The following is a 24,893-nucleotide window of genomic DNA, read 5'->3' as shown; positions in this document are numbered from 1 at the left end:
CACCTCTCACCGCGGCAGCTGCGATTCCAGCTCCCGCAGCCGCCCCTCGAGGGCCTCGATCCGCTCCAGGTAGGTAAGGGCCAGGGCCATCCCGGAGACGTTGAGGCCGAAGTCGTCGCGCAGGCGGGCGGCGCGGCGGGCCAGGCTCACCGTGTGGACGTGGAAGGTCCAGACCGGGGCGTGCTGGGCGCAGCGGAACACCCCGAACTGCACCAGTTCGATCACCTCCTCGTGGCCCAGGCCCGAGGCGGCCAGCAACTCCTCAAGGGCCACAGTGCACCCCTCGTCGTCGTCGGGGATCAGCAGGTCGTCAGCCATCGGTGGGTCCTTCGAGGTGGTGGCGGGGGCGAAAGGCGGAGGCTTCGGCGAGTTCGCGGTACAGCGCCTGCTCCCGTTCGCCGATCTTTTCTGGCAGCACGATCTGGATCACACCGTAGAGATCGCCCGCCCCCTCGCGCCGGTGGGGCAGGCCCTTGCCAGCCAGGCGCAGCTTCTGGCCGCTGCGCATCCCAGGCTTGAGGCTCACTGCCACCGGCCCGTCGAGGCTGGGCACGCTGATCTCGGCCCCCAGGGCCGCCTCCCAGGGGGCGATCGGCAGCTCCAGGTAGAGGTCGTGGCCCACGGCGCGGAAGCGGGGATGGGGCGCCAGCCGCACCTCCAGATAGAGATCACCGGGGGCACCGCCGGCGATGCCGTCGCCGCCCTTGCCCGGTACCCGCAGCCGCTCCCCCTCCACCACCCCACGGGGCACCCGGATCCGGCCGCTGCGGCTCTGCTTCTGGACGCGGCCATCGGCCCCCAGCACCGGAACGCTGAGCGAGAACGACACCTCCGTCCCCCGGGCGGCCTGCTCCAGGGTCAGCTCGGTGGCCACCTCCAGGTCCTGGCCGCGGATCGGGAAGTCCGCCCCCGGCCGCCGGGCGCCGCCGGTGCCACCACCGAAGCCGCCGAAGCCCCCGCTGCCGAAGCCCATCTGCTCGAACAGGTCGGCCAGGTCGACCTCCTGCTGGCCGCCGCGCGAGAAGCGGCTGTCCCATTCCGGGGACGGATGGAACTCTTCGCCGGGGCCATGGCGGCCGAGGTCGTCATAGGCCTGGCGCTTCTCCGGATCGGAGAGGGTCTGGTAGGCCTCGCTGATCTCCTTGAATCGCGCCTCGGCCCCCTCCTCCTTGGCCACATCGGGGTGGAATTTCCTCGCCAGTTTTCGGTAGGCCTTCTTGATCTCCTCGCCCGTGGCGCTGCGCTCCACTTCCAGGGTGGCGTAGTAATCTTTGAACTTCATCGCAGCATCTCCGCCCGGCCCCTGAGCTCGGCGGCCATCTTCCTATGCCCCTGCTGATCGCCCTGGCGGCGGTGGCCTTTCTCTATGCCTCGGTGGGCCATGCCGGCGCCTCCGGCTACATCGCCGTCCTGGCCCTGGCGGGTGTGCCGGCGCCCGAGATCCGCGCGATCGCCCTGGTGCTCAACGTGCTGGTGGCCAGCGTCGGCACGCTGCAGTTCATCGCCGCCGGCCACTTCCGCCGGGATGTCTTCGTGCCCCTGGCCCTGGCGTCGGTGCCCGCGGCCCTGGTCGGCGGGGCCATCGCCCTCCCGGCCGTTCTGCTGCGCCAGTTGATCGGGGCGGTGCTGCTGTTCTCCGCCTGGCGACTGGTCGGCCAGCTGCCCGCCGATCTGGAGGCCATGCGTGTGCCCCGCCGCCGGGTCGTGGCCCTCACCGGCGCCACCCTGGGCCTGCTGGCCGGCCTCACCGGCACCGGCGGCGGCATCTTCCTGACGCCCTGGATGATCCTGCGCTCCTGGCTCCTGCCGAAGCAGGCGGCGGCGGTGTCGGTGGCCTTCATCCTGGTGAACTCGATCGCCGGCCTGGCCGGCCTGCTGCTGCGCCAGGGCCCCGCCGCCCTGCCGGATCCTGGGGCCCTCGCGCCGCTGGCGGGGGTGGTGCTGGTGGGCGGCACGTTGGGGGCCTACGGCGGCAGCCGCCGCTTCCCGTCCCCCTGGATCCGCCGGCTGCTGGCGGTGGTGCTGGTGATCGCCGCCTGGAAACTGCTGGCCGGCTGAGCCTGAGGCGGCTGTTCAGCCGATCGCCCGGGCCGGGAAGCGGCGGCGCAGCCACAGCGACACGTAGACCAGCGCCACCAGCACCGGCACCTCGATCAGCGGCCCGATCACCCCGGCCAGGGCCTGGCGGGAGCTGACCCCCCAGACGCTGATGCTGACGGCGATGGCCAGCTCGAAGTTGTTGCCCGCGGCGGTGAACGCCAGGGTGGCCGTTTTCGGGTAGCTGAGCCCGTTGCGGCGGCCCACCGCGAACGCCACGCTCCACATGATCGCGAAGTAAAGCAGCAGGGGCAGGGCCACGGCGGCCACCGTGAGCGGATCGGAGGTGATCGCCTGGCCCTGCAGGGCGAACATCACCACGATCGTGAACAGCAGTCCGTAAAGCGCGAACGGGCTGATGAACGGGATGAACCGCTGCTCGTACCAGCGGGGTCCCTTGAGCCGCAGGCCGATGCGGCGGCTGAGGTAGCCGGCCAGCAGAGGGAGCCCCAGGAACACCAGCACCGCCGCGGCGATCTCCACCATCGAGAAGGCCACGTCCTGGGTGGCCAGCCCCAGCCATCCGGGCAGGATCTTGAGGTAGAAGCCGCCCAGCAGGGCATAGGCCAGCACCTGGATGATCGCGTTGATCGCCACCAGCAGGGCGGCCGCCTCCCGGTCGCCCCGGGCCAGATCGATCCAGATCAGCACCATGGCGATGCAGGGGGCCAGGCCGATCAGGATCAGGCCGGTGCGGAACTCCGGCTGACCGGGCAGGAACAGCCAGGCCAGGGCGAACATCAGCGCCGGCCCCAGACCCCAGACCAGCAGCAGCGACAGCTGCAGCAACCGCCGATCCCGCGCCGCCTGGCCCAGATCCTCGTAGTGCACCTTGGCCAGCACCGGGTACATCATCAGCAACAGCCCCAGGGCGATCGGCAGGGAGGTGTTGCCGATGCGCACGGCATCGAGCCAGCCCTGGATGGCCGGGAAGAAGCGGCCCAGCAGCAGGCCGCCGGCCATGGCCAGCAGGATCCAGAGGGGCAGGTAGCGGTCGAGCAGCGACAACCGGGCCAGCACGGCCCTGTCCTCGTCCATGCACGTGGCCCCACTGAATTCATCAACGCTAGTTGATTAGCCAGTTGAGCATGGCTCCGCCACCCGCCTGAGCCGCTGCACGGCATGGGCGACGGGCTGCAGCGAGACATTCTCCACCGATCTCGCATGGCCAGCCCCGAAAGGGTTGTCGAGATCGGTGATCAGCAGCAGCAGCTTGATCAGCAGCAGGGAGATCACGCCGATGAAGAACAGAGATTCGGCGAAGGGCTCGATCCGGGAGAGCACGAGCCCGACGGTGAGCACCCCGGTGCCGATGTAGGCGATCCCATAGACGGAGGGGACGAAGGTCGTGGTGCGGATCACGTCGATGCGCTGGACGCCGCGGCGGATGTTGGCCAGCTCCAGCAGCAGGCGCGCCTGCAGTGGGGCTGGATTCCAGCCGCCCAGCTGCTCGACCGACAGTTGCAGCGCGTCCAGGCTCTCCAGCAGCTCCAGGGTCGGCCCGGCCTTCCGCATCCAGGCCAGCAGCGATGCGCTGAAGTTCGCCAGCAGGGCCAGGGTTCCCTGCACCTCGGCCTCCGGCCGCAGCAAACGGATCCCCTCCACCTCCAGGGCGAGGCATTCCAGGGCGGCGGCCAGTTCACCGGGCAGCTTCTCGCCTTCCTTGTAATCCGTCAGCACCCCATTCAGCAGGAAGCCCAGCAGGAACACCTCGGAGGCCACCAGGGCGGAGAAGAGGGGATTCGGGGTGAGCACCTCCCAGTGCTGCCGGTGCACCACAACCCTGCAGGCTTCGATGCCCAGCAGCAGCAGGCTCACCCTCCCGAAGAACCAGACCCGTCGCAGCAGGGATCCGAGCTTCGGCTCGACCACAGGATCCCTGGAACTCGCAGTCATCACGGCGAACCGAACCGTTGCCAGTCTCGGCGGCGACAGCGGCCTGGATCAGCCCTTGATCTTGGCCACCTCCTCCCGTGCCCGCTTCAGCACATCGCCGCTGAGGGGAACGAATCCCAGTTCTGCTGCCTGCTTCTGGCGCTCCTCCTCCAGCGCCCAGAGCAGGAAGGTGCGCACGGCCTCCGCCTTCGGCTCCCCCTGTCCGCTCTGGTACGCCAGGATCCAGGTGAAGGCTACGATCGGGTAGCTGTCAGCCCCCTCGGGGTTGCAGTCCTCCCCAGCCAGGCGTTCATCGAGCTTGATGTTGTTGAGGGCCGCCGCGCCGGAGCTGGCATCCGGCAGGACGAACGTGCCGGCCTTGTTCTGCAGCGCTGCCGGCTTCACGGTGCCGCGCAGGAACGCCTGGTTGACATAGCCGATCGTTCCGGCGGTGTTCTGGATCACGCCGGCCACGCCCTCATTGCCCCTGGCCGCCAGCCCGACGGGCCACTGCACCGCCTTGCCGGCACCCACCTTCTTCTTCCATTCCTCGGAGAAGCAGGCCAGCGCATTGGTGAAGTTGAAGGTGGTGCCGGAGCCATCGGAGCGGTGCACCACCGTCAGGGGCCTGGATGGACAGCCCAGGGCGCTCCAGTTGGTGATCTTGCCCAGGAAGATGTCGGCCAGCTGGGCCTGGGTCAGCTTGAGATCGGGGCAGTCGGGATTGTTGTAGGCCGGGCTGATCGTGCCGCCCAGCATGGGGATCTGCACGGCGCCGCGCTTGCCGGCCGTGCCGGCCTTGAAGTCCTCGTCGCTGAGCGCCTCGTCGGTGGCGCCGAAATCCACCGAGCCGGCCAGGAAGGAGCGCACCCCCTGCCCGGAGCCCACCGACTGGTAGTTGACCTGGGAGCCTTTGGCGGTCTTGTAGTCGGCGGCCCAGCGCTGGTAGGCCGGCGCCGGGAAGGAGGCCCCGGCCCCGTTCAGCGACGGCAGACCGCCGCCGCCGGCGCCGCAGGCGCTGATGGTGAGCGTCAGGGCGGCCAATCCTCCGGGCAGGCAGGCTCGGCGGAGCTGGGCAAGGGGCCTCTGCTGGGGAGGAGTCATGGCGGGGGAGTGGCGTCAGGCACTCCCTTACATCTACTGCGACACGTTGCGTGCGATGACGTTGGGCGGGCCTGCGTTCAGGGCGTCGCCTCCAGCCCCTCCTCCGCCTCCTGCTCGCGGGGCTGGGCTGGCAGGGGCGGCAGGGCCGGCGGCGGCAGCACCTCCAGATCGGCAGGATTCGGTGCGGTTTCCGGTCCGATCAGATCCACTGCGGTGCGTTGCATCACCAGCCGAAAACGCAGCGGTGCCTGGCTTTTGTTGATGAACTCCTGCACCGCGGCCACCTGAGCGGCCGTCGGCAGCTCCGGATCGGTCACCCGCACCCGGGCCCGGATCAGTGGTGGGTTCTGTTGCCAGTCGATGCTCAGGCCCACCATGTCGATGGCGGGATCGCCGCCGAGGGTGATCGTGCTGCTGCGCAACCGCTGCTCAATCGTCGCTTCCAGCTGCTGGGCCTTGGTCTCCTGCCTGGATTGGTTCACCAGCCGGAAGAAGCTGCTGCCCAGGGGTATCACCAGCAGAGCAGTGAGGGCCACGCTGGTGAGGCCCAGGCGGCTGTGGAACAGCCGGCGCCGGTACACCTTCTCCAGCGTCCCCAGGGCCGCCATGGCCCCCACCATGATCCCGAGCAGGTTGGTGGCGAACAGCAGCAGCGCCCCGTAGGCCTGCCACCAGAACGACGACGCCAGCAGGATCCCCACCACGCACATCGGCGGCACCAGGGCCACGGCGATGGCCAGGCCGGCCAGGGCCGAGATCGCGTCCTTGCGGAGCTTGGCGAACATCGCCACCGCTCCGGCCACCAGGGCCACCCCCAGATCCAGCAGGTTGGGGCTGGTGCGGTTCATCACCTCGCTGCCGAAGCTGGGGAAGGCCACCAGATGGCCCACCGCCATCGCCAGCAGCACGCAGATCACCACCCCCAGCAGCAGGGTGCGCAGCGCCCGCAGGAACATCGGCAGTCGCCCCCGCAGGATCTCGAAGGCCATCGCCTGCAGCGGCATGATCCAGGGGGCCACCACCATGGCGCCGATCACCACGCCGGGGCTGTTGGCCAGCAGGCCCAGGGTGGCGATCAGGGTGGCGCCCACCGTGAGCACCACGAACACCTGGTTGAAGCTGGCGTCGTGCTCGAACTCCTGCTGCAGCGCAGCCAGCCGACCGTCATCGGATGGGGCGGTGGGAGCGTTCATGGCCGGGGCACTCGGGCGAATCGCCCACCATCCTGCTGGTCCGGCCAGGTACCTTCGGAGGACATGAGCAGCCCTTTGCCGGTTCCATGACCCGGCGCCGTCCCGCCCGTAAGGGGCGCCATCCGGCGGTGGTGCTGCCTGGGGTCGTGCTGCTGGCGGCCATGGGGCTGATCGACCCGCTGACGCGGGCCGCCCGCGCGGACAACTGGTCGTACCAGCAACTGGTGGAGGCCTTCGAGCAGCGCGGCTTCAGCGTGCTCGGCAGCCACCCCCGCTGCGCCGAGCGCGGTCTGTACGGGCTCTACCTGCGCGAGAGCCGGCGGATCGTGGTCTGCCCCCGCGGCAACCTCAACGACACCCTGCTGCACGAGGGCTGGCACGCGGTCCAGTCCCGCTGTCTGCGGGGACGGCCCCATCTGGGGGAGGAGGAGCTGCGCCGGGGCCTGAGCCGCCGCGACCAGCGTGACCTGGCCCGGCTCTACGGCGAAGGCCGCTGGCAGCGGGAAGCGGAAGCCCGGGTCATGGCCCGCCGTGATCCCGCCTCCTATTTGCGCCTCGTGGACGAGCTCTGCGCCGCACCCGTCCCCCCACCGGCTCCGGCCTCGCCGCAGGGCACGCCTCAGGGCCAGGCGGAGAAGCGCACCGGCTCATAGCGGGCGATCGCCACACGCCAGCCCCGGATCGCCAGGGCGGCCAGGTCGGAATGGAATTCGGCCGTGGCGCCGCCGCCGACCCAACGTGCCTTCAGCTGGGGCAGCTGCTCCTGCAGCGCCTCCAGTGGCAGCTCCACCAGCAGCAGGCTCCCCTCCCCGGCGGCCCGCCGCAGGGCGCCCTCCTCGCTGCGCTGCCAGAGGCGCAGCAGCAGCTCCAGCACCAGGGTGCGGCCGTCATCGCCGGGTTCCGCCGCTTCAGCCGCCGCCACGGCCAACGACTTGCCGTTCAGGGGCAGGGCCCGCTTCCCCTCCTGCTCCAGCAGGGCCAGCGCCACCAGATAGGGAGCCTCCGCCATGACCATCACCCGCACAGAGCTCCCAGCCTGCTGGATCGGCTGCGGCAATCAGCGGCTTGGCGTCGACAACGTCAGAGAGCCCGGCGAGCATGGCGGTTCGTGGGCCCGTCCCACCCCACCCGCCCGGTTCCATGGACAGCGTCGACGGCAAGATCATCGTGGGCAGCGAGGAGTGGTGCAGCTTCCCGGACGCCGGGCTGCCGGCGATCAAGGCCCGCGTCGATTCCGGTGCGGCCACCTCCGCCCTCCACGCCATCAACATCGTTCCCTTCGAGCGGGACGGCCGCCCCTGGGTGAGCTTCGAGGTGCATCCCCTCCAGGGCGATCGGGTCGTGGTGGTGCGCCACGAGGCCCCCGTGGTGGCCCGGCGGGAGGTGCGCAACACCAGCGGCGTCCCGGAGAGCCGCTACGTGATCCGGGAGCGGCTGGTGCTGGGTGAGCAGAGCTGGGAGGTGGAACTCACCCTCGCCAACCGGGATGCCATGGGCTACCGGATGCTGCTCGGCCGGCAGGCCATGGTGGGCCGGATCCTGGTGGACCCGGAGGGCAGTCAGCACCTGCGCAGCCTCAGCGCCGAGGAGAGCCGGGCCCTCTATGCCCATGTGCGCAAGCGCGATGCCGGCCTGCGGATCGTGCTGCTGGCCAGCAACCCCGACCTGTACAGCAACCGTCGCCTGATCGAGGCCGGCGAGGAACGGGGCCACCACATGCAGTTCCTCAACATCCGCCAGTGCTACATCCGCCTGGATCCCCGCAACCCGGAGGTCCACTACCGCGGCGGCGACGTGCTCGGCACGGTGGATGCGGTCATCCCCCGCATCCGCCCCAGCGTCACCTTCTACGGCTGCGCCGTGACCCGCCAGTTCGAGTCGATGGGGGTGCCGTCCCTCAACAGCGCCCAGGCGATCACCGCCTCCCGCGACAAGCTCTTCGCCTCCCAGGAATTCGTCCGCGCCGGGCTCAACACCCCCGTCACCGGCTTCGCCGATTCCCCCCTCGACACGGTGGATCTGATCCGCATGGTGGGCGGCGCCCCCCTGATTGTGAAGCTGCTGGAGGGGGCCCAGGGCAAGGGCGTGGTGCTGGCCGAAACCCAGAAGGCGGCCGAGAGCGTCATCAATGCCCTCCAGAGCCTCGACGCCAACCTGCTGGTGCAGGAGTTCATCAAGGAGGCCGGCGGCACGGATCTGCGCTGCTTCGTGGTGGGCGGCAAGGTGGTGGCCGCCATCGAGCGCACGGCCGCCGAGGGCGAGTTCCGGGCCAACCTGCACCAGGGGGGAACGGCCCGGACGGTGCAGCTCGATGCCCCCGAGAAACAGATGGCGATCAAGGCCTGCAAGGCCCTGGGGCTGGATGTGGCCGGCGTCGACATCCTCCGCTCCCACCGCGGCCCCCTGCTGCTGGAGGTGAACTCCAGCCCGGGACTCGAGGGGATTGAGACCGCCACCGGCCTGGATCTGGCCGGCAAGATGATCCAGAAGCTGGAACGCAAGCTCGGCTGGGGCCGGTCCCCGGGGTCGGAGGGCGTGAAAGAGGCCCAGCCCCTGGCCCCCGCATGAGCGCCGCCCCATGAGCACCCCCCCTTCGGCCTACCTGGAGCTGGAGGCCGTCGAAGCCTGGCTGGGGCCCCGCCGCGTCTTCGAGGATCTCTTCCTGCGCCTGCACCGCGGCGAGCACACCGTGGTGCTCGGCCCCAACGGCTCCGGCAAGAGTTCGCTGGTGAAGCTGCTTAGCCGCGAGATCTACCCCGTGGTGAAGCCCGGCTCCTGCCTGCGGATCTTCGGCAGCGAGACGGTGAACCTCTGGCAGCTGCGGGGCCGCATCGGCCTGGTGTCCCAGGATCTGCAGGCCGCCTACGTCGGCCGGGTGCCCGCCGCCGATGTGGTGCTCTCCGGCTTCTTCGGCTCGGTGGGGATCGGCCGCAGCCAGGTGGCCAGCGCGGCCCAGCGCCGGCGGGTGGGCGAGCTGATGGAGCAGCTGGGGCTGGCCGATCTGGCCGGACGCCCCTACGGCCAGCTCTCCGAGGGCCAGCGGCGGCGCCTGCTGCTGGCCCGGGCCCTGGTGCACGGGCCCGAGGTGCTGGTGCTGGATGAACCCACCAACGGGCTTGATCTGAAGGCGAAACACCAGCTGCTGGCGATCCTGCGCGAGCTGGCCCGCGCCGGCACCACCCTGCTGCTGGTGACCCACCAGATCGAGGCGATCCTGCCCGAGATCCGCCGCTGCGTGCTGCTGCGCGAGGGCCGGGTGGTGGGCGACGGCCCCACCGACGCCCTGCTGCAGGACGCCCCCCTCAGCGCCCTGTTCGCCACCCCCCTGCGGGTGTGCGAGGCCAACGGCTACCGCCAGGTGCTGCCGGCGGAGTGAGCCGCCATCATGCGGGACATGTGCCGTGGCTTCCGGGTGCCCCGTTCGATCCGCCTGCCCCGTCCAATCCCTCTGCTGCTGGCGTTCCTGATCGCCTGCCTGCTGCCGCTGACGGGCCTGACCACGGCGGCGTTCTCCGCCGGCCCGGGGGCCGCTGCTCCCGCCCAGCTCCGGGCCACCTACGTACCCCTGGAGAGCCAACCGTTCCATGACCAGCTGCTGGAGCTGAAGCAGCAATGGACGGATGCGCCCCTCAATCAGGTGGTGGGGGACAGCCCGCGGGCCACCCTGCTCAACTTCTACGTGGTGATGGCCCAGGTGAGCCGGGACATCGCCCGGATCGAGGCCAAGGCTGAGGCGACACCCGGGCTCTTGTTGTCCAGCGCCTTGCGTCACGAACTGGCGCTGATCAACAGCTACTTCGAGGAGGCGGTAAAGGCCCTGGATGTGTCAGAGATTCCCCAGAGCATTCGGGCGGATTTCGCCGATGAATATGCCCTCAAGCTCAAGGTGATTCTCGATTACGTCTTCACCCACAGCCGCAAGCCTTTCGAGATTCCTGATGCGGCCGGGATGAAGGCCCTGAATGATGGACGGGTGAACCCCAGCCCCAGCTGGACCATCCCGGGCACCTCCATCACCCTGACGGATGAGGAAACGGAAGGAGGCCGTGATCGCGGCTACCGGTTCTCCGCCTTCACAGTGGCCCAGATCCCCAGCCTCTACGAGGAGATCAAGGATCAGCGAGCTCCATCTGCGGGCCCCTCGAGCCTGCTGACGCCAGCGATCTATGACGCCTTCAGCCTCAGGCCCGGCCATCTCCTGCCACCGAAGTGGTACCTGAACATTCCCCGGGGCTTGCGCCGCAACGTGCTGGAGTCCCATCTCTGGGATCAGACCCTGTTCCAGATCGTCCTGGGGCTGTTGGCGCTGGCGGCCTTCGCCCTGGTTCAGTACCGGCTGGTACTGGCCCTGCTGGGCACCTATCGGATGACGGAACGGGCCGCCAGCCAACCCCTCACCCCCTTGGAGATCTGGCGCGTCGACAACATCGCCTGGCACCGGGTGCTGCTGGCGGCGGTGGCCCTGCCCATCACCCGGTTGGTGGAACTGCTGCTCGATCACGACGTCAACGTCACCGGCCTGCCCCTGCAGGTGCTGATGTACCTGCTCTACACGCTGTACTTCTGCTGGGCCGGGCTGTTCAGCTTCTTCCTGATGGAGGCCCTCGGCCGCAGCCTGGCGGAATGGATCACGATCCTGCGCGGACGCCGCAACGCCTTGCAGCTGAGCCGCGTCAGCAATCTGGTGATGCCCGTCTGCCGGGTCATGGGCGCCATCATCGGCGTCTCCCTGATGTACCGGCTGCTGATCCTGCTGGGCCTGCCCGGTTCCACCGTGCTGGCCTTTTCCGCCGTGCCCGGCCTGGCCATCGGCCTCGGGGCCTCCAAGCTGCTGGGCAACCTGTTCGCCGGCCTGTCGATCCAGACCGACCGTCCCCTGCGGGTGGGGGAGTTCTGCCGCATCGGCAGCAATCTGGGCTACGTCACCAAGATCGGCCTGCGCTCCCTGGAACTGCAGACCCACGAGAGCCGCATCACCATCCCCAATTCGGTCGTCGATGAGGAGACGATCGTCAACTATTCCCTGCGCTCGGATCAGGCGCAGGATGAGGTCCTGCATGTCTTCGAGCTGCACCTGCCCCTGCCGGCCGAGCTCACCCCCGACCAGCTGGACGACCTGGTGCATTACGGCCGCCTGTACCTCACCGATCTGCCGGGACTGTCCGCTGCCCAGGTGTTCCTCGACCAGGCCACCGAGGATGGAGAGCTGCTGCTGCGCTGCTGCGGACAGATCCACGCCCCCGACTGGACCGACTACCTCACCCTGCGGGAAGCGGTCCTGCTGCGGTTGCGGCAGATCCTCGATCAGGTGATCCGCTCCCGCATGGTGATCGGCGTGGCCTACGACACCAGCCCCGAACAGCTGCAGCGCATCCCGGAACTGATCGCCTCGCTGTTCGCGCGCGAGCCTCTGGCGGCCTTCCGGGCCTGTCGCCTGATGGCCATCAGCGACTTCAGCTACGACTTCACCTACGACTACCGCTCCGCCCAGCCCACCTACGCGGCGTTCAAGGATGAGGTGGCCCGCCTCAACCGGGCCCTGCTGGCCCTGTTCGCCGCCGAGGGGATCGAGATCCCCTACCCCACCCAGGCGGAGATCCAGCTGAATGGCTGAGCTGACCCTCCAGACCCTGGCGGGATGCGGCCTGGCGATCGGCGCCTATCCCCGCTTCCGCTACGACGCCCGCGGCGGCGGGGGCGTGGGGCGGCTCAGCGAGGGGGACAGCACCGGTTCGCAGGAACTGTGTTTCGACCCCGACGCCTTGTGTATCCCCCCGCTCACATGGCGCACCACCCGCTTCCTGGGTCTGCCGTTGCCCCCCGGCCTGGCGATCACGATCCACCCCGAGCGGCTCGAGGGCAGCATCGACGCCGCCACAGGGGCGATGACGCTGCGGTTCGCCGCCCGCTTCCGCTTCGCCATCGGCGGGATCTACCGGGCCCCTGATCTGATCGTCGACACGATGCTCAGCACCGGACCGGTGCAGGGACGCCGCCACCAGGCCACGGGCCAGCCCCTCGATGGCGATGGCCAGGCGCAGTTGGTGGGGGTGGCCACCATCGCCCCCAGCGGTGATCCGTTCCTCGACCGGTTCCTGGGTCTGCCCGATGAGGCCCTGGCGCTGCTGCGCTGCCGGTTCGGTCCGCTGGCGCAGGACGGTCGGGACTTACCTTGACCCCCTCGACGCCCGATCCCGCCATGCATCCCCTGCCGCTGCATCTCGGCCCGGGCAGTGATCTGCGCGCCAGCCTCGAGCAGCTGGGCAACCAGGCCGGCGCCTCGGGGTTCGTGCTGGGGGTGGTGGGGGATCTCTCCCAGGCGGCCTTCCAGTGCCCGGGCCAGGCCGAGCCCACCGTGCTCCAGGGGCACCTGGAGATCATCACCCTGCAGGGCACCGTGGCGCCCCAGGGGGTGCACCTGCACCTGAGCCTCTCCGACGGCGAGTGCCAGGTGTGGGGCGGCCACCTGGAGCACGGCAGCCTGGTGCTCAGGGGCGCCGACCTGCTGGTGGGCTTCCTGCCCGCCGCCGCGCCCCCGGAGCCAGCGGCCGCGGCAGCTGCCCCCTCCCAGCCGCGGGTGGCGATCGCGGTGCTCAGCGGCTGCCCCTTTTCGGCCCGGGCCCTGCGCATGCTGCGCACCCTCGGCATCCCCCACGTGGTGCAGCTGGCCGACGACGAGGGCCTCCGCCAGGAGGTTGCCGACCGCAGCGGCAGCACCTCGATGCCCCAGGTGTTCATCGACGGCCAGCCCATCGGTGGCTATGACGCCCTGGCCGATCTGCATGGCCGCGGGGCGCTCGACGCTCTGCGCTGAGCCGCCCCGCTTGCCGGACGACCCCACCCCGGCAGTGTCGCCTAAGGTCTTGGCCTGCGTTGCGTCCTGCATGGCTGCCCGCCTTGCCATCGGCCCGGTGGATGTGAGTCCTGAGGTGCGCGAATGGGTCGACAGCGAAACCCTGCAGCGGCTGGTGGCCCGCCATCGCCGCGGCGACTGGGGGGTGGTGGATGCCCGCGACGCCCGCGACAACACCCTCGCCGCCTATCGCCAGCAGGGGTCGCTGCGGAGCGTTTTCGATCTCGGCCAGGGTCTGCAGGTGTGGATCCTCACCCATGACCTCGGCACCGACCGACTGCATACCCTGGTGCTCCTGCCCAGCGACGCCTAGGCCCGCGGCACCCCCCTGATCCGGGATCGCGCCATGCTGAAGCGGTGCAGCAATCCCGCTTCCGTCGGCCGGCAGCCCCTTTCGGGAGGTCACTGGGACGTGGGGGGCACGAGGTCCAGCCCGGCACCAATTTCACGATATTTTTCGTCCGCTTCTGTTGCCGGCCCCCTGGCCTGTTGTGCAGGATGCCGTAAAGATGACGTCAGGACGTTGGGGAGTGGATGGGCATGATTGATCTGCCGAGGCTTCGCCGGCCGTTGCAGTCCGCCTCCTCTTCGCTGCTGCCGCCCAACGGTCCTGAGCTTGCGGCCCTGGAGCACTCCTCCGATCCGGCCGCCTGGTCGGCGGAGGATGAACTTGAGGCCCTGGAGACAGTCTGGGAAAGCCTCTGCCACGACGCACAGGCTGGCCGCCCATCCGTGCAGCTGCCCCAGTTTTCCTACTCCCATCTGGCCGCAGTCAGCGTCCCCCATCCGCCGCGTCGGCCCGGGCGACGCATTGATGAGCCGGGCCTCCTGGCCTCCTGAGTCTTTCTTCTTGTTTCTCAATCCTTCGTGGTGAAGGAATGTATGCATCGTACATGTGGCGCATAGCGGTGTAACGATTGTGGTGGCTTTGCTGTCGATCGGGTAAGAATCACACCTTGACATCGTCGGTGGGCATGGCTTGACGGGTGGACTGGACGGGGTGGACTTGACGGGGATGACATTCCGTTGCTTTGTCCTGCCCCGGTTCCTCCCGGACGCAGCCGCTGACCCCCCTCCCGGGCGATGTTCTTCTCTCTGCCCTCTCTGCCTTTTCCACCATGGCCCTGGTCCAAGCCCCTTCCCTTGGCATCGAGCGTTTCGCGGATGACCGCAACAAGGAGAACTGGTCAAAAGCCTCCCCACAGGATCGTGACGCCATCATCCGCCTGGTGTATCAGCAGGTGCTGGGCCAGCAGTACGTGATGCAGAACGAGCGCCTGGTCGGCGCCGAGTCCCTGTTCCGCAATGGTTATCTCACCGTGCAGGAATTCGTGCGTACCCTCGCCAGGAGTGGCCTGTACCGCTCCCGTTTCTTCGAGAACTGCAATCCCTACCGCTTCATCGAACTCAACCACAAGCATCTCCTCGGCCGGGCTCCCCACAACAAGGCGGAGATGCTGCACCACTTCACGATCCTGCAGGAGCAGGGCTACGACGCCGAGATCGATTCCTATATCGACAGCCCCGAGTACCAGGAGCGCTTCGGCTCCGACGTGGTGCCCTATCTGCACGGCTGGGACTACTCCGCCGGCCACCAGGGGCAGCAGTTCTCCTGGCTGATGCAGCTGGCCGGTGGCGCGGCGGCGTCGGTGAAGGGAGACAGCGCCGGCACCCGCTTCAAGCTCGGCCGGGCCCTGCACCAGGACCGGGCCGTGACGGTGACGGTCCTGCGCCCCCGCTTCAGCGGTGAATCCTTCTTCCAGGCCAACCTGGCCCAGGGCGGAGCCAGTGTCGATGGTCCGATCACCCGCAGCGGCCAGAGCACCGATCCCGCCCGTGGCCACCGCGAGGAGGCGCTGGTGGTGTCGGCCGGGGTGCGCGGCACCAGCTCCCCCAGCGGCCGGGTGGCCACCATCACCGCCACCGGGCTGGTGAATAACGCCGTTGTGCGCAGCGGTGCCTACGTGATGCGGGTGCCCTACAGCCGCATGAACGAGGCCCTGCAGCGGGTGCAGCGTCTCGGTGGCCGGGTGGTGCGCGTCAGCGTCAACTGAGGTCCCTTTGCGGGGGGTCAGGGCCGCAGGTCCACCCCCCGCCCGGCCAGCAGCTGGCGGCAGACCATCAGGGCCGAGAGGCTCACCCCGGCCGTCCCCTCGCCCGGGTGGATGGCATCGCCGCACAGCCACAGCCCCGCCAGGGGGGTGCGGCTGGCCAGGCCGAAGGGCCCGAAGCGGCTGGGGTGCTGGCCGAGGCCACCCACGTAGCCCCAGGGCCTGCCGGTCCAGCCGGCAAAGCCCCGGGGGGTGGCCAGCTCCCCGTGCAGCCAGTCGGCGGGCCCCACCCCCAGCAGTTGCTCCAGGCCCTGCTGGAGGGCGGCCATCGCCTGCTGCTTATGGGCCTGATAGGCCGCCTCGTCCCCACCGAACCAGGGGCGGGCCGGGGTGAACACGCTGGCGATCACCGTGGCGCGCCCGGCGGGCGCCCGGCCGTCCCCCTCCTGGCTGATCGAAACGAACAGGGAGCCGGGGTCAGGGGCCTCCAGCTGCAGATGGCTGGGGCACTGCGGCGGGAGCCGGTCCCGCTCGACGGCTCCGTAGAACACCAGGGCGCCGCTGGGTTCGCTCAGGGCCTCGAGCCGCCGGCGGTAGCCGGCGGGGAGCGCGTCCCCGAGCAGGGCCGGCAGGGTCTGGGGGGGCAGGCTGACCACCACCTCAGGGGCCCCCATGTCGAACACCTCCCCTCGGGGGCGCCTGTCCCCGGGAGGCCCCCCGGCGCGCCGGCCCGTGATCAACCAATCGCCCCCGGGCCGCTCCGGCGGCTGCAGCCGCTCCACCCGGTGGTGCAGCCGCAGCCGGCCGCCGTGCCCCGCGAGGGCACTTTCCAGGGCTTCGCTGAGGGCCTGCATCGATCCCTCCAGGTGCCAGAGCCCGAGCGGTTCCTGCACCATCGCCAGCACCGTGGCCCCGTAGAGGGCGGCGGTGCGATCCGCCGGTTCCTGGGAATAGAGCCTCAGCTGCAGATCCAGGAAGCGCCGCAGCCGTCTGTCGGCGGCGCAGCCGGTGAGCCGCAGCAGGTCGGCGATGGTGGCGGTGGTGAGCAGGCCGCTGGCCAGATTCCCTGCCCCCAGGGCCCCCAGCAGCTGGCCCAGATCCCACCAGGAGCGCGGCGGCAGCACCGGATCCCGCGACGCGAAGGCCCAGTTGGCCCGGTGCAGGGCGTCGCAGAGGGCCCAGAAGCGTTCGCTGCCCGGGAACTGCCGCAACCGTTCCTGCCGCCAGCGCTGCGGATCGCGCCAGATTGACACCGGCTCGCGGCCATCGGCCAGGTCCACCACACAGCCAGGATCCAGGGGCACGGCCGCCGGCGGCGCCACCCCCAGATGGCGGAACAGGCGGGCATGGATGCCGGCGGGGGTGCCATTGCCCTGCTCCAGTCCCGCCACCTGGGTGGCCCCCACGTCGAACACGTAGGGACCACGCCGGAAGGTGCCGGCGCAGCCACCGCTCTGGTGATGGGCTTCGAGCAGCTCCACCTGCAGCCCCTGCTTCGCGAGCAGGGCCGCCGCCGTCAGACCGGCGATGCCGGCGCCCACCACCACCGCATCGGCCCGGGCCCTGTCGCTGGGATTCAAGGCTGCACCGAAGGCTGAAAAGAGATGTTGGCAGCCGGGGGCTCACGGTCGTGGGTCCCTTCTCCGGCAGGGCCGCAGTGGGGCCGGTGCCCTGGGTGGGCATTGCCGGACTCCGTCCCCGGACCTCTCCCGGTCCTGGGCGCTGCAACTGCCTTCGGCTTCAGCCGCAAGCTCAGGGCACGGATCACGAAGCCAGCCGCGGTGGCCTGAGCTCATTCCCACCCTTCACCGATCCGTCCTTGCCGCCAGGGAGGAACCTGTTCATCATCGACTTGTCGGTCGCGATGGGTCCGCCGGGACAGGCTGGAGCAAAACACCGCATCGCCCCATGCCTCTGCCTGATTCCTTCGCCGCCTGGCTGTCCGAACGCCTCGGAGTGGAGCTGGTGGGTCGTGCCCCGGTCGGCGGCGGCTCTATCCACAGCGCCTGGCGTCTGGATCTGGCCGATGGCCGCCGGCTGTTCGCCAAGACCAATGGGGCCTCTTCCCTGCCGATCCTGGAGGCCGAAGCCGAGGGGCTGCGGGCCCTGGCGGAGGCGGCGGACGAGGCGGGCCCACGGGTGCCCGTCCCCCTGGCCTGCGGCGTGGCCGGAGCGTCGGCCGTGCTGGTGCTCCCCTGGCTCGACCTCTCGCGCGGCCGTTCCGCAGCCGATGAGCCCCAATGGCGCCGCCTGGGTGCAGCGCTGGCGGCTCTGCACCGCCACAGCCTCACGCGCCCCTGTGTGGCGGAGGATCGGGTCGGGGCGGCCTTCGGCTGGCCCCGTGACAACGTCATCGGCTCCTTTCCGCAGCGCAACGGCTGGCAAGCGGACTGGGGCCGTTTCTTCGTGCAGCGGCGGCTGGCTCCCCAGCTGGAGCACCTGGCCCGCAGCGGTCACCCGCTGCGGCGAGCCTCCCTGCTGCTGGAGCACACGGGCCTGTGGCTGGGGCGGCACCGTCCGGAGCCCTGTCTGGTGCACGGGGATCTGTGGAGCGGCAATGCCGCCATCAGCAGCGATGGCCAGGGCGTGATCTTCGATCCAGCGGTTCACCGCGCCGACCGGGAGGTGGACCTGGCCATGGCGCGCCTGTTCGGAGGCTTTCCCGAGGCCTTCTTCGAGGGCTACCAGGACGCCTGGCCCCTGTCCTCAGGGCACCGAGCACGGCGCGAGCTCTACAACCTGTATCACCTGCTCAACCACGCCAACCTGTTCGGTGGCAGCTACGTGGGCCAGAGCCAGGCTTGCCTCGATGCCCTGGTGGAGCGCGGTGAGGGGGCGGAGTGGGCGTGAGACGGGCTCACGCCCCCGCTGTTGCGGACGGAGCGGTGCTCAGCTCAGGTATTCCTTGCGCAGCGACTGGATCTTCGCCATGACCGCCGAGCGCTTCTCACCCGTGGTGAGGTTGTTCCAGCTCCAGTTGCCGACCACCACGAGGCCGAGCAGTTCCAGCAGCCCGGGGACGATGGGCAGCAGGTTGATGGTGTCGAGCACGCCCTTGATCAGGATCTGGGCCACGATCACGGCCAGCAGCACGCCGGAGGCCTTGCCGATCCGACCGACCTGGCTCCAGTCGACCTTGTCGAGGGTTTCGTTGACCTTGCCGATCACGTCGCTGTAACGCTCGCTGAAATCCACCTCTGCGGCGGTGCTGGTGGTGGTGTCGTCCTGCATGGTCTCCTTCACCTCGGTCGTGCTGTCGATCATGGAAGGAGCGGTCTCCTGACGGAATGACGCATAACGTACCGGTGTGAACCCACCGACGCCAGAGGAGCTGTGCCTCGGTCGGCAGGCGCTGACGGTACTGGAGGCCGTCCTGCTGGCCGCCGCCCCCGAGGAGGGCTGCGCCCTGCTGCTGGGTCGCCGCGACCCCTGGCAGATCGACCACGTCTGGCCCTGTCTCAATGCCTGGGAGCCGCCGCTGGAGCGTCGTCGCCGTTTCGCCCTCGACCCCCGCGAGCAGCTGCAGGCGCAGAAGTGGGCCCGGGACCGGGACCTGACGGTCCTGGGCTCGGCCCACAGCCACCCGCTCTCGGCGCCGGTGCCCTCGGCCCTGGATCGCTCCCTCGCCTTTGCCCCCACGCTGATGCTGATCCTGGGGCAGGCCGATGGCCTGGTCGCGCCGGCGGCGTCCGGGGGAGAGGCGTGGTCCCTGGCCTGCTGGTGGCTGCCGGAGCAGGGTCCTCCCCGGCCGCTGGCGTGGAGAATGGACGATTCGAGCGACGTGGGCCTTCGCTGCCATGCTTCCTCCTGACACTAGCGCTGTCCAGCTGAGCCCCGATGAGGTGGTGCGCTTCTCGCGTCACCTGATCCTGCCGGAGATCGGCATGGAAGGGCAGAAGCGGCTCAAGGCGGCCTCGGTGCTGTGCATCGGCACCGGCGGCCTCGGCTCCCCCCTGCTCCTCTATCTGGCCGCCGCCGGCGTCGGCCGCCTGGGCATCGTCGATTTCGACGTGGTCGACCACAGCAACCTGCAGCGCCAGGTGATCCACGGCACCAGCTGGGTGGGCAAGCCCAAGATCGAATCCGCCAAGGCCCGGATCCACGAGATCAATCCCCACTGCCAGGTGGATCTCTACGAAACGGCCCTCACCAGTGAGAACGCCCTCGAGATCATCGCCGGCTACGACATCGTCTGCGACGGCACCGACAACTTCCCCACCCGCTACCTGGTCAACGACGCCTGCGTGCTGCTGGGCAAGCCCAACGTCTACGGCTCGATTTTCCGCTTCGAGGGCCAGGCCACGGTGTTCAACTTCGAAGGTGGGCCCAACTACCGCGACCTCTTCCCCGAACCGCCGCCGCCGGGGATGGTCCCCTCCTGCGCCGAAGGGGGTGTGGTGGGGGTGCTTCCCGGGATCATCGGCATGATCCAGGCCACCGAGGCGGTCAAGCTGATCACCGGCATCGGCACCAGCCTGAGTGGCCGCCTGCTGCTCTTTGATGCCCTGAAGATGAGCTTCCGGGAGCTGAAGCTGCGCCCCAATCCGGAGCGTCCCGTGATCGACAGGCTGATCGACTACCAGGAGTTCTGCGGCGTGGGGGGCTCGGCCCCCGGCCAGGAGGAGGCGGGCAGCGTGGCCACGATCACCGTCACCGAACTCAAGACCCTGCTCGACGGTCCCCAGGACGAACTGCTCCTGCTGGATGTGCGCAATCCCCCGGAAGCGGAGATCGCTGTGATCCCCGGCGCCGTCCTGGTCCCCCTCGATCGCATCGAGAGCGGCGAGGCGATCGAGGAGTTGCGCCGTCTGGCCAGCGGCAAGCGGCTCTATGTCCACTGCAAGCTGGGGGGACGTTCCGCCAAGGCCCTGATCGCCCTTGCCCGCCACGGCATCGAGGGGGTCAACGTGCAGGGCGGCATCGACGCCTGGAGCCAGGAGGTGGATCCTGACGTTCCGCGCTACTGATCCCTCCTCCCCCGCCAGGCAGCGGTGGCTGGAGCGCCGCCGCCAGGAAGCCCGCCGCCTCATCGCCCTTGAGAAGCGCTTCCTGCCGCTCCTGCTGACGGCCCTGCTGCCCATCCTGGTGATGCCGCTGACGGCCACGCGGGGCTGGCCGGCCAATGTGCTCCTGGCCCTGGTCTTCAACCTGCTGATCCTGCAGTCGATTCAGACCCTGCCGGTGATCGCCGGGGTGACCTACGCCCGCCTGCGCCAGGAGATCTTTCGAGGGATCGGGGTGGTGGGCGGCCTGGGGCTTTGGGTGCCGGTGGCCATGGGGACCTGGCCCGGCGGCCTGTTCCGGGCCGTGGAGATGGTGCTGCTCAGCCTCTTTTTCCTGGCCACCTCCCTGCGGCTGGTGCGCCTGCTGGCCCGGGTGCCGCGGGTCAATGGTCTGGTGATGGCCGGTGCCGCGGCGGGCTATCTGCACCTGGGTCTCACCGGCGGCGTGCTGGCCACGGCCACCCAGGTGCTGGTGCCCGGCAGCTTCAGCCTCGGGGCGGCCGCCAGCCACCAGCTCCTGCTCGACCGGCTCACCTACTTCAGCTTCGTCACCATCGCCGGCGTCGGCTACGGCGATGTGCTGCCGTCCAATGCGGTGGGGGAGCGCTTCGTGATCCTCCTCAGCGTCGCCAGCACCCTCTACGTGGCCCTGCTGGTGGGCCTGCTGCTGGGACGGTTCATCGCGTCGGAGGAGGTGGCGATGCTTGAGGACGACGCCCTGGGCCTCGACCGGGTCGATGGGCCCGGGAACCCCTGATCCGCAGTCCCCTGACCGCCAGGATCAGTAGTCGACGCCCCGCTTGAGGTCGACGCCCCGCTCGGCGTAGTGCTTGTGGCACACCATCTCCGAGTGGACGCTGGCCAGATCGAAGTAGGCCGGCCGGCTCTTGCAGCGGCCCGTGATGATCACCTCGGTTTCGGTGGGCTTGCGCAGCAGGGTCTGGACGATCGGCTCCACCGGCAGCAGCTCCAGATCCACGGTGGGGTTGAGCTCGTCGAGGATCACCGTTTTGTAGAGGCCGCTGGCGATGGCGGCCCGGGCGATCTCCCAGGCCCGTTCCGCTTCCACGTAGTCGATCGGCTGCTGCTGGCCCCGCCAGACGATGGCGTCACGTCCGGAGCGCAGGTGATCCACCAGGTGGGGGTAGCTCTCCCGCAGGGCGGCGATGGCCGCGTCCTCGGTGTAGCCCGCCCCGCCCTTGAGCCACTGCAGGATCAGCACCCGGTGGCTCTTGTCCTGGCTGATGCCCCGGCCGATGGCCTGCAGCCCCTTGCCGAGGGCGCTGGTGGATTTGCCCTTGCCTTCCCCGGTGTAGATCTCCAGTCCCTCGAGACCCTGCTGGGGTCCGCTGTGGGCCCGCATCTCCGAGTGCAGATCGGCCAGCTGCACCAGCTGGCGCGGTGCCCCCCGGCCCGTGCAGATGATTTCCATCCCCGCCGGCTTGGTGGCCAGCGTTCGCACCACGTCTTCCGTGTCGAGCAGTCCCAGATCGAGCACGGGGTTGAGCTCATCGAGCACCACCACCGAATAGAGGTTGCTGGCGATGGCCCCCTTGGCGATGTCCCAGCCCCGCTGGGCCTCCTGATGGTCGAAGCGGGTGGCTTCCTCGGCGCTGAAGTGGTCGCCGCGCCCGGTGCGCACCTGGTCGATCAGATGGGGGAAGCCCTGCTGCAGGGCCTCGATGGCACTGTCCTCGTCGTAGGCACGGCCGGGGCCCTTGAGGAACCGCAGCAGCAGCACCCGGGTGCGCTTCTGCTCGCAGATGCCCAGCCCGATGGTGCGCAGCACCACCCCCAGGGCCGCCTGGCTCTTGCCCTTGCCCTCCCCGTCGTAGACGTGCAGCTGCCCGTGGGCCCGCTCGTCGCTGCTGGCGGCGGTGCGGATGCCGATGCCCCGCCCAGTGCCGCGCTGCGGGGTCTGGGTGCTGCGGGCGGCGGGGGTCATCGGCGGGTGGCGGGGAGCAGCGGCGGGCGGATCTGACCCGGATGCTACCCAGCCTTGCCAGGATCGAGGCCATGCCAGCCACCCGCCGCCTCAGCCTTCTCGAAGCCCTGCCGGCCCCGCTGGAGCGGGGTCTGGAGGCGCTCTGCCGCCAGCTCGACGCCTTTCCCCAGGTGGTGGTGGCCTACTCCGGCGGTGTCGACAGCGCCCTGGTGGCCGCCCTGGCCGGCGACCGGCTGGGGGAGCGGGCCCTGGCGGTCACGGGCGTCTCGCCGGCCCTGGCCCCCCACCTGCGCCGGGAGGCCAGCGACCAGGCCCGCTGGCTGGGGCTGCGCCACCGGGAGGTGCCCACCGCGGAGCTGGCGGACCCCGCCTACACCAGCAACCCCCAGGATCGCTGCTACGCCTGCAAGCGGGAGCTGCACCGGCTGCTGGCCCCCATCGCCGCCGCCGCCCGGGGCGCCCAGGTGCTGGATGGCGTCAACCGCGACGACCTGGGCGACCACCGGCCCGGGATCCGTGCCGCCCGGGAGTTCGGTGTGCGCTCACCGCTGGCGGAGGCCGGCATCGACAAGGCGGGGGTGCGCCAGCTCTCCCGTGCCCTTGGGCTGCCCTGGTGGGACAAGCCGGCCCAGCCCTGCCTCGCCTCCCGCTTTCCCTACGGCGAATCGATCAGCCAGACGCGCCTGGCCCGGGTGGCCGCCGCCGAGGACTGGCTGCGCCAGCGCGGCTTTCCCGAGCTGCGGGTGCGCAGCCAGGGGGAGACGGCCCGCATCGAGATCCCCGCGGCCCGACTGCCGGCGGCGCTGGAGCGTCTGGCCCAGGGTGAGCTGCGCCCCGAGCTGGTGGGGGCGTTCAGGGAGATGGGGTTCACCGCCGTGGCCCTCGACCTCGAGGGGCTGGTCAGCGGCAAGCTGAACCGCGCCCTGGCCGCGGAGCGGGACTGAGCGCTTGTCGGGCCGGGCCGGTGAAGCCTGGCCACAAAAAAAGCCGGGAAGAGCATCCCCGGCCGCTGGTGGTGGCTCGGCTCAGTGACGCTCAGGCGCTGGCGAGTTGGGGCTCCCTCTGGCTGTCGGCCAGGGCCTCGGGGGTTTCGCGGCGGAAGCTGGTGAGCTTGTGGCGGCCGGCCCCGAGCTCTTCCCACAGCACCTGGCAGGCCTTCTCCGGCATCGTGTGGTCACCGCAGGTGAACACGTCCACGGCCGCATAGCCCGATTCGGGCCAGGTATGGATGGAGATGTGGGATTCCGCCAGCAAGGCCAGCCCCGTGACGCCCTGGGGTTCGAAGCGGTGGGTGATCAGGTTGAGCAGGGTCGCACCGGCACGTCTGGCTGCTGTCGTGATGGTGTCCCTGAGGAAAGCTTCGTCATCGAGCCGTGCGCAGTCGCAGTCGTAGAGCTCGAGGATGCAGTGTTTCCCTACCGCGTCGGTGGTGTCGCCTGGGGCGGAGACGGGGTGTGCAATGGGGTGGGCGGGGGAGGCGGCGGGCTTCCATCCCGGGTTGGGATGCAGGCTGGAAAGGGTTTGGTTCATCGAATCCGCTCAAACAGGTCTTACCTTACGTGCCGGAGCGCGGAAGCGAGGTTCGCCAGGCTGCCTGCGGCAGCAGGGAGTTCGGGCCTCAGGCCACCAGCGCTCCGCTGCGCAGTTCCACCACCTGACTGCGGGCCCGCCAGCCCGTGCTGAAGGCCTCCAGGTGGGTGGCGCTCACCAGGCACTGGTGGCCGTCCCCCACCGCCTCCAGCAGCAGTTGCTGGCGCCCTGGGTCGAGTTCGGCCAGCACGTCGTCGAGCAGCAGCAGCGGCGGCTGACCCACCACCTGGCCCACCAGCTCCAGTTCCCCCAGCTTCAGGGCCAGCACCAGGGTCCGCTGCTGGCCGGCGGAGCCGTAGCGGCGCGCGGCCTGGCCGCCGATCAGCAGGGCGACCTCGTCCCGGTGGGGACCCACCTGGCACTGGCCCAGCCGCTCCTCCTGGGGCCGCTGCTGGCGCAGCTGCTCTTCCAGGGCCTGGCGCCAGGGGGACTCCTCGTCGCTGGCCTCCGCCAGCACGGTGCCGCTGACGTAGTCGAGCCGGAGCGGTTCGGCGGCCCCGCCGATGCGCTGCTGCCAGGCCGCCGCCAGTGGCTCCAGGCGCCGCAGGGCCCGCTGGCGGCGGCGGTGCAGGCGGGCGCCGACCAGGGCCATCTGCTGATCGAAGGCCTCCAGCAGCTCCTGCCGCGTTCCGGCACCCAGGCCCCGGCGCAGCAGCTGGCTGCGCTGCCGCAGCAGCCGCCCGTAGCGGCTCAGCAGGGCGCCGTAGACCGGCTCCAGCTGCAGCACCACCCGGTCCAGCCACTGGCGCCGCAGGGCCGGCTCGCCCCGCACCAGGTCCAGGTCGAGGGCACTGAAGCCGACGCAGCGCAGGGGGCCGATCAGATCAAGCTGGCGCTCCAGCCGCTTGCCGTTGCGGAACGCCTGGCGTCCGCCGCTGCGCCGCAGTTCCAGCTGCAGGCTGTCCGCCTCATCGGTGAGAGCGGCCAGCCGGCTGCAGGGGTGCCCGTGGCCGATCAGATCCCGGTCGACGCTGCAGCGGTGGGAGCGCAGGCTGGTGAGCAGCTCCACCCCCTCCAGCAGGTTCGACTTGCCCTGGCCGTTGCTGCCGATGACCAGCAGGCGGGGCGCCTCCAGCGTCAGCTGCAGGCCGTCGATGTTGCGGAAATGCCGGAAGTCCAGGCGGTGCAGCCGGATGGTTCTGGGGCGGTCAGCCGCTAAGGTACCCCCATCGGCGGTCAAGG

The 24,893-nt window shown here is 70.0% G+C and carries 26 protein-coding genes; 14 read left to right on the top strand and 12 right to left on the bottom strand.

What is annotated here, in order from left to right:
• Positions 1–6: 6 nt before the first annotated feature.
• Both CYAGR_RS07995 and CYAGR_RS07990 read right to left on the bottom strand, forming a co-directional pair.
• Positions 7–318: a chaperone modulator CbpM gene (locus tag CYAGR_RS07995; RefSeq protein WP_015109294.1), complete on the bottom strand. Its 312-nt coding sequence runs from the start codon at positions 316–318 to the stop codon at positions 7–9.
• A complete protein-coding gene (locus tag CYAGR_RS07990) occupies positions 311–1,282 on the bottom strand; it encodes a DnaJ C-terminal domain-containing protein (RefSeq protein ID WP_015109293.1) in 972 nt (323 codons plus the stop codon). The genes CYAGR_RS07995 and CYAGR_RS07990 overlap by 8 nt, the downstream gene beginning before the upstream one ends.
• Positions 1,283–1,326: 44 nt before the next feature.
• Here CYAGR_RS07990 and CYAGR_RS07985 point away from each other — a divergent pair, with 44 nt between their 5' ends.
• Positions 1,327–2,058, top strand: a complete 732-nt coding sequence (locus tag CYAGR_RS07985; protein WP_015109292.1) for a sulfite exporter TauE/SafE family protein — start codon at positions 1,327–1,329, stop codon at positions 2,056–2,058.
• Between the two features lie 15 nt (positions 2,059–2,073).
• On the opposite strand, the gene arsB is transcribed toward CYAGR_RS07985, so the two are convergent.
• The 4 genes from arsB to CYAGR_RS07965 all read right to left on the bottom strand — a co-directional run bounded on the left by arsB (position 2,074) and on the right by CYAGR_RS07965 (position 6,269).
• Positions 2,074–3,135: an ACR3 family arsenite efflux transporter gene (gene arsB, locus CYAGR_RS07980; protein ID WP_015109291.1), complete on the bottom strand. Its 1,062-nt coding sequence runs from the start codon at positions 3,133–3,135 to the stop codon at positions 2,074–2,076.
• 36 nt (positions 3,136–3,171) lie between these two features.
• The gene (locus tag CYAGR_RS07975) at positions 3,172–3,993 is read right to left on the bottom strand and encodes a hypothetical protein (RefSeq protein WP_015109290.1); all 822 of its coding nucleotides are present in this window, start codon (positions 3,991–3,993) and stop codon (positions 3,172–3,174) included.
• A gap of 48 nt (positions 3,994–4,041) precedes the next feature.
• On the bottom strand, positions 4,042–5,076 hold the full coding sequence (gene pstS, locus CYAGR_RS07970; protein ID WP_015109289.1) for a phosphate ABC transporter substrate-binding protein PstS: 1,035 nt from the start codon (positions 5,074–5,076) through the stop codon (positions 4,042–4,044).
• A gap of 77 nt (positions 5,077–5,153) precedes the next feature.
• Positions 5,154–6,269, bottom strand: coding sequence for a DUF389 domain-containing protein (locus CYAGR_RS07965; RefSeq protein WP_015109288.1), 1,116 nt, complete (start codon positions 6,267–6,269; stop codon positions 5,154–5,156).
• A gap of 86 nt (positions 6,270–6,355) precedes the next feature.
• Here CYAGR_RS07965 and CYAGR_RS07960 point away from each other — a divergent pair, with 86 nt between their 5' ends.
• A complete protein-coding gene (locus tag CYAGR_RS07960) occupies positions 6,356–6,922 on the top strand; it encodes a hypothetical protein (protein WP_015109287.1) in 567 nt (188 codons plus the stop codon).
• On the opposite strand, the gene CYAGR_RS07955 is transcribed toward CYAGR_RS07960, so the two are convergent.
• Complete coding sequence (locus tag CYAGR_RS07955) at positions 6,889–7,278, bottom strand: hypothetical protein (protein WP_043326844.1); 390 nt, start codon at positions 7,276–7,278, stop codon at positions 6,889–6,891. The two genes, CYAGR_RS07960 and CYAGR_RS07955, sit on opposite strands and share 34 nt — an antisense overlap.
• Before the next feature lie 131 nt (positions 7,279–7,409).
• Here CYAGR_RS07955 and rimK point away from each other — a divergent pair, with 131 nt between their 5' ends.
• From rimK to CYAGR_RS07915, 7 genes are all read left to right on the top strand, one after another.
• Positions 7,410–8,837 (top strand): 30S ribosomal protein S6--L-glutamate ligase, encoded by a 1,428-nt coding sequence (gene rimK / locus CYAGR_RS07950; protein WP_015109285.1) that lies wholly within the window; start codon positions 7,410–7,412, stop codon positions 8,835–8,837.
• Between the two features lie 10 nt (positions 8,838–8,847).
• On the top strand, positions 8,848–9,645 hold the full coding sequence (locus CYAGR_RS07945) for an ABC transporter ATP-binding protein (RefSeq protein WP_015109284.1): 798 nt from the start codon (positions 8,848–8,850) through the stop codon (positions 9,643–9,645).
• Between the two features lie 18 nt (positions 9,646–9,663).
• Complete coding sequence (locus CYAGR_RS07940) at positions 9,664–11,883, top strand: mechanosensitive ion channel family protein (protein ID WP_051017080.1); 2,220 nt, start codon at positions 9,664–9,666, stop codon at positions 11,881–11,883.
• Positions 11,876–12,445 (top strand): hypothetical protein, encoded by a 570-nt coding sequence (locus tag CYAGR_RS07935; RefSeq protein ID WP_015109282.1) that lies wholly within the window; start codon positions 11,876–11,878, stop codon positions 12,443–12,445. Before CYAGR_RS07940 ends, CYAGR_RS07935 begins: the two co-directional genes overlap by 8 nt.
• Positions 12,446–12,468: 23 nt before the next feature.
• On the top strand, positions 12,469–13,083 hold the full coding sequence (locus CYAGR_RS07930) for a PCC domain-containing protein (protein ID WP_015109281.1): 615 nt from the start codon (positions 12,469–12,471) through the stop codon (positions 13,081–13,083).
• A gap of 70 nt (positions 13,084–13,153) precedes the next feature.
• The gene (locus CYAGR_RS07925; protein ID WP_015109280.1) at positions 13,154–13,435 is read left to right on the top strand and encodes a hypothetical protein; all 282 of its coding nucleotides are present in this window, start codon (positions 13,154–13,156) and stop codon (positions 13,433–13,435) included.
• Positions 13,436–14,240: 805 nt separating this feature from the next.
• Positions 14,241–15,176, top strand: a complete 936-nt coding sequence (locus CYAGR_RS07915) for a phycobilisome rod-core linker polypeptide (RefSeq protein WP_015109278.1) — start codon at positions 14,241–14,243, stop codon at positions 15,174–15,176.
• A gap of 17 nt (positions 15,177–15,193) precedes the next feature.
• Here CYAGR_RS07915 and crtD read toward each other — a convergent pair whose 3' ends face one another.
• Positions 15,194–16,753 (bottom strand): C-3',4' desaturase CrtD, encoded by a 1,560-nt coding sequence (gene crtD / locus CYAGR_RS07910; RefSeq protein ID WP_015109277.1) that lies wholly within the window; start codon positions 16,751–16,753, stop codon positions 15,194–15,196.
• 328 nt (positions 16,754–17,081) lie between these two features.
• Here crtD and CYAGR_RS07905 point away from each other — a divergent pair, with 328 nt between their 5' ends.
• Positions 17,082–18,023: a fructosamine kinase family protein gene (locus CYAGR_RS07905; protein WP_015109276.1), complete on the top strand. Its 942-nt coding sequence runs from the start codon at positions 17,082–17,084 to the stop codon at positions 18,021–18,023.
• A 39-nt stretch (positions 18,024–18,062) separates the two neighbouring features.
• On the opposite strand, the gene CYAGR_RS07900 is transcribed toward CYAGR_RS07905, so the two are convergent.
• On the bottom strand, positions 18,063–18,437 hold the full coding sequence (locus tag CYAGR_RS07900; protein WP_015109275.1) for a CAAD domain-containing protein: 375 nt from the start codon (positions 18,435–18,437) through the stop codon (positions 18,063–18,065).
• A 43-nt stretch (positions 18,438–18,480) separates the two neighbouring features.
• Between CYAGR_RS07900 and CYAGR_RS16455 the strand changes: the two genes are divergently transcribed.
• From CYAGR_RS16455 to CYAGR_RS07885, 3 genes are all read left to right on the top strand, one after another.
• Positions 18,481–18,984: a M67 family metallopeptidase gene (locus CYAGR_RS16455; protein ID WP_015109274.1), complete on the top strand. Its 504-nt coding sequence runs from the start codon at positions 18,481–18,483 to the stop codon at positions 18,982–18,984.
• Positions 18,971–20,140 (top strand): molybdopterin-synthase adenylyltransferase MoeB, encoded by a 1,170-nt coding sequence (gene moeB, locus CYAGR_RS07890; protein WP_015109273.1) that lies wholly within the window; start codon positions 18,971–18,973, stop codon positions 20,138–20,140. The genes CYAGR_RS16455 and moeB overlap by 14 nt, the downstream gene beginning before the upstream one ends.
• 121 nt (positions 20,141–20,261) lie before the next feature.
• Entirely contained in the window at positions 20,262–20,933 is a 672-nt protein-coding gene (locus CYAGR_RS07885) for an ion channel (RefSeq protein ID WP_015109272.1), read from the top strand.
• Between the two features lie 24 nt (positions 20,934–20,957).
• Here CYAGR_RS07885 and CYAGR_RS07880 read toward each other — a convergent pair whose 3' ends face one another.
• The gene (locus tag CYAGR_RS07880) at positions 20,958–22,121 is read right to left on the bottom strand and encodes a cob(I)yrinic acid a,c-diamide adenosyltransferase (protein ID WP_015109271.1); all 1,164 of its coding nucleotides are present in this window, start codon (positions 22,119–22,121) and stop codon (positions 20,958–20,960) included.
• A 71-nt stretch (positions 22,122–22,192) separates the two neighbouring features.
• On the opposite strand from CYAGR_RS07880, the gene larE reads away from it, so the two are divergent.
• Positions 22,193–23,065 (top strand): ATP-dependent sacrificial sulfur transferase LarE, encoded by an 873-nt coding sequence (larE, locus tag CYAGR_RS07875; protein ID WP_015109270.1) that lies wholly within the window; start codon positions 22,193–22,195, stop codon positions 23,063–23,065.
• Positions 23,066–23,156: 91 nt separating this feature from the next.
• Here larE and speD read toward each other — a convergent pair whose 3' ends face one another.
• Positions 23,157–23,651, bottom strand: coding sequence for an adenosylmethionine decarboxylase (gene speD, locus CYAGR_RS07870; protein ID WP_015109269.1), 495 nt, complete (start codon positions 23,649–23,651; stop codon positions 23,157–23,159).
• A gap of 88 nt (positions 23,652–23,739) precedes the next feature.
• Complete coding sequence (gene recF / locus CYAGR_RS07865) at positions 23,740–24,831, bottom strand: DNA replication/repair protein RecF (RefSeq protein ID WP_051017218.1); 1,092 nt, start codon at positions 24,829–24,831, stop codon at positions 23,740–23,742.
• Positions 24,832–24,893: the final 62 nt, after the last annotated feature.

The sequence above is a fragment of the Cyanobium gracile PCC 6307 genome, from assembly GCF_000316515.1.
GTDB classification, from domain to species: domain Bacteria; phylum Cyanobacteriota; class Cyanobacteriia; order PCC-6307; family Cyanobiaceae; genus Cyanobium; species Cyanobium gracile.
Note: the sequence above shows the minus strand (reverse complement) of the source record. Positions and strands in the feature narration are given on the sequence as shown.

Bases quoted from the DNA above. Each gene is read 5' to 3' on its own strand.
- CYAGR_RS07995 (WP_015109294.1), bottom strand. From the start codon at position 318: ATGGCTGACGACCTGCTGATCCCCGACGACGACGAGGGGTGCACTGTG.
- CYAGR_RS07990 (WP_015109293.1), bottom strand. From the start codon at position 1,282: ATGAAGTTCAAAGATTACTACGCCACCCTGGAAGTGGAGCGCAGCGCC.
- CYAGR_RS07985 (WP_015109292.1), top strand. From the start codon at position 1,327: ATGCCCCTGCTGATCGCCCTGGCGGCGGTGGCCTTTCTCTATGCCTCG.
- arsB (WP_015109291.1), bottom strand. From the start codon at position 3,135: ATGGACGAGGACAGGGCCGTGCTGGCCCGGTTGTCGCTGCTCGACCGC.
- CYAGR_RS07975 (WP_015109290.1), bottom strand. From the start codon at position 3,993: ATGACTGCGAGTTCCAGGGATCCTGTGGTCGAGCCGAAGCTCGGATCC.
- pstS (WP_015109289.1), bottom strand. From the start codon at position 5,076: ATGACTCCTCCCCAGCAGAGGCCCCTTGCCCAGCTCCGCCGAGCCTGC.
- CYAGR_RS07965 (WP_015109288.1), bottom strand. From the start codon at position 6,269: ATGAACGCTCCCACCGCCCCATCCGATGACGGTCGGCTGGCTGCGCTG.
- CYAGR_RS07960 (WP_015109287.1), top strand. From the start codon at position 6,356: ATGACCCGGCGCCGTCCCGCCCGTAAGGGGCGCCATCCGGCGGTGGTG.
- CYAGR_RS07955 (WP_043326844.1), bottom strand. From the start codon at position 7,278: ATGGCGGAGGCTCCCTATCTGGTGGCGCTGGCCCTGCTGGAGCAGGAG.
- rimK (WP_015109285.1), top strand. From the start codon at position 7,410: ATGGACAGCGTCGACGGCAAGATCATCGTGGGCAGCGAGGAGTGGTGC.
- CYAGR_RS07945 (WP_015109284.1), top strand. From the start codon at position 8,848: ATGAGCACCCCCCCTTCGGCCTACCTGGAGCTGGAGGCCGTCGAAGCC.
- CYAGR_RS07940 (WP_051017080.1), top strand. From the start codon at position 9,664: ATGTGCCGTGGCTTCCGGGTGCCCCGTTCGATCCGCCTGCCCCGTCCA.
- CYAGR_RS07935 (WP_015109282.1), top strand. From the start codon at position 11,876: ATGGCTGAGCTGACCCTCCAGACCCTGGCGGGATGCGGCCTGGCGATC.
- CYAGR_RS07930 (WP_015109281.1), top strand. From the start codon at position 12,469: ATGCATCCCCTGCCGCTGCATCTCGGCCCGGGCAGTGATCTGCGCGCC.
- CYAGR_RS07925 (WP_015109280.1), top strand. From the start codon at position 13,154: ATGGCTGCCCGCCTTGCCATCGGCCCGGTGGATGTGAGTCCTGAGGTG.
- CYAGR_RS07915 (WP_015109278.1), top strand. From the start codon at position 14,241: ATGGCCCTGGTCCAAGCCCCTTCCCTTGGCATCGAGCGTTTCGCGGAT.
- CYAGR_RS07905 (WP_015109276.1), top strand. From the start codon at position 17,082: ATGCCTCTGCCTGATTCCTTCGCCGCCTGGCTGTCCGAACGCCTCGGA.
- CYAGR_RS07900 (WP_015109275.1), bottom strand. From the start codon at position 18,437: ATGATCGACAGCACGACCGAGGTGAAGGAGACCATGCAGGACGACACC.
- moeB (WP_015109273.1), top strand. From the start codon at position 18,971: ATGCTTCCTCCTGACACTAGCGCTGTCCAGCTGAGCCCCGATGAGGTG.
- CYAGR_RS07885 (WP_015109272.1), top strand. From the start codon at position 20,262: ATGCCGCTGACGGCCACGCGGGGCTGGCCGGCCAATGTGCTCCTGGCC.
- CYAGR_RS07880 (WP_015109271.1), bottom strand. From the start codon at position 22,121: ATGACCCCCGCCGCCCGCAGCACCCAGACCCCGCAGCGCGGCACTGGG.
- larE (WP_015109270.1), top strand. From the start codon at position 22,193: ATGCCAGCCACCCGCCGCCTCAGCCTTCTCGAAGCCCTGCCGGCCCCG.
- speD (WP_015109269.1), bottom strand. From the start codon at position 23,651: ATGAACCAAACCCTTTCCAGCCTGCATCCCAACCCGGGATGGAAGCCC.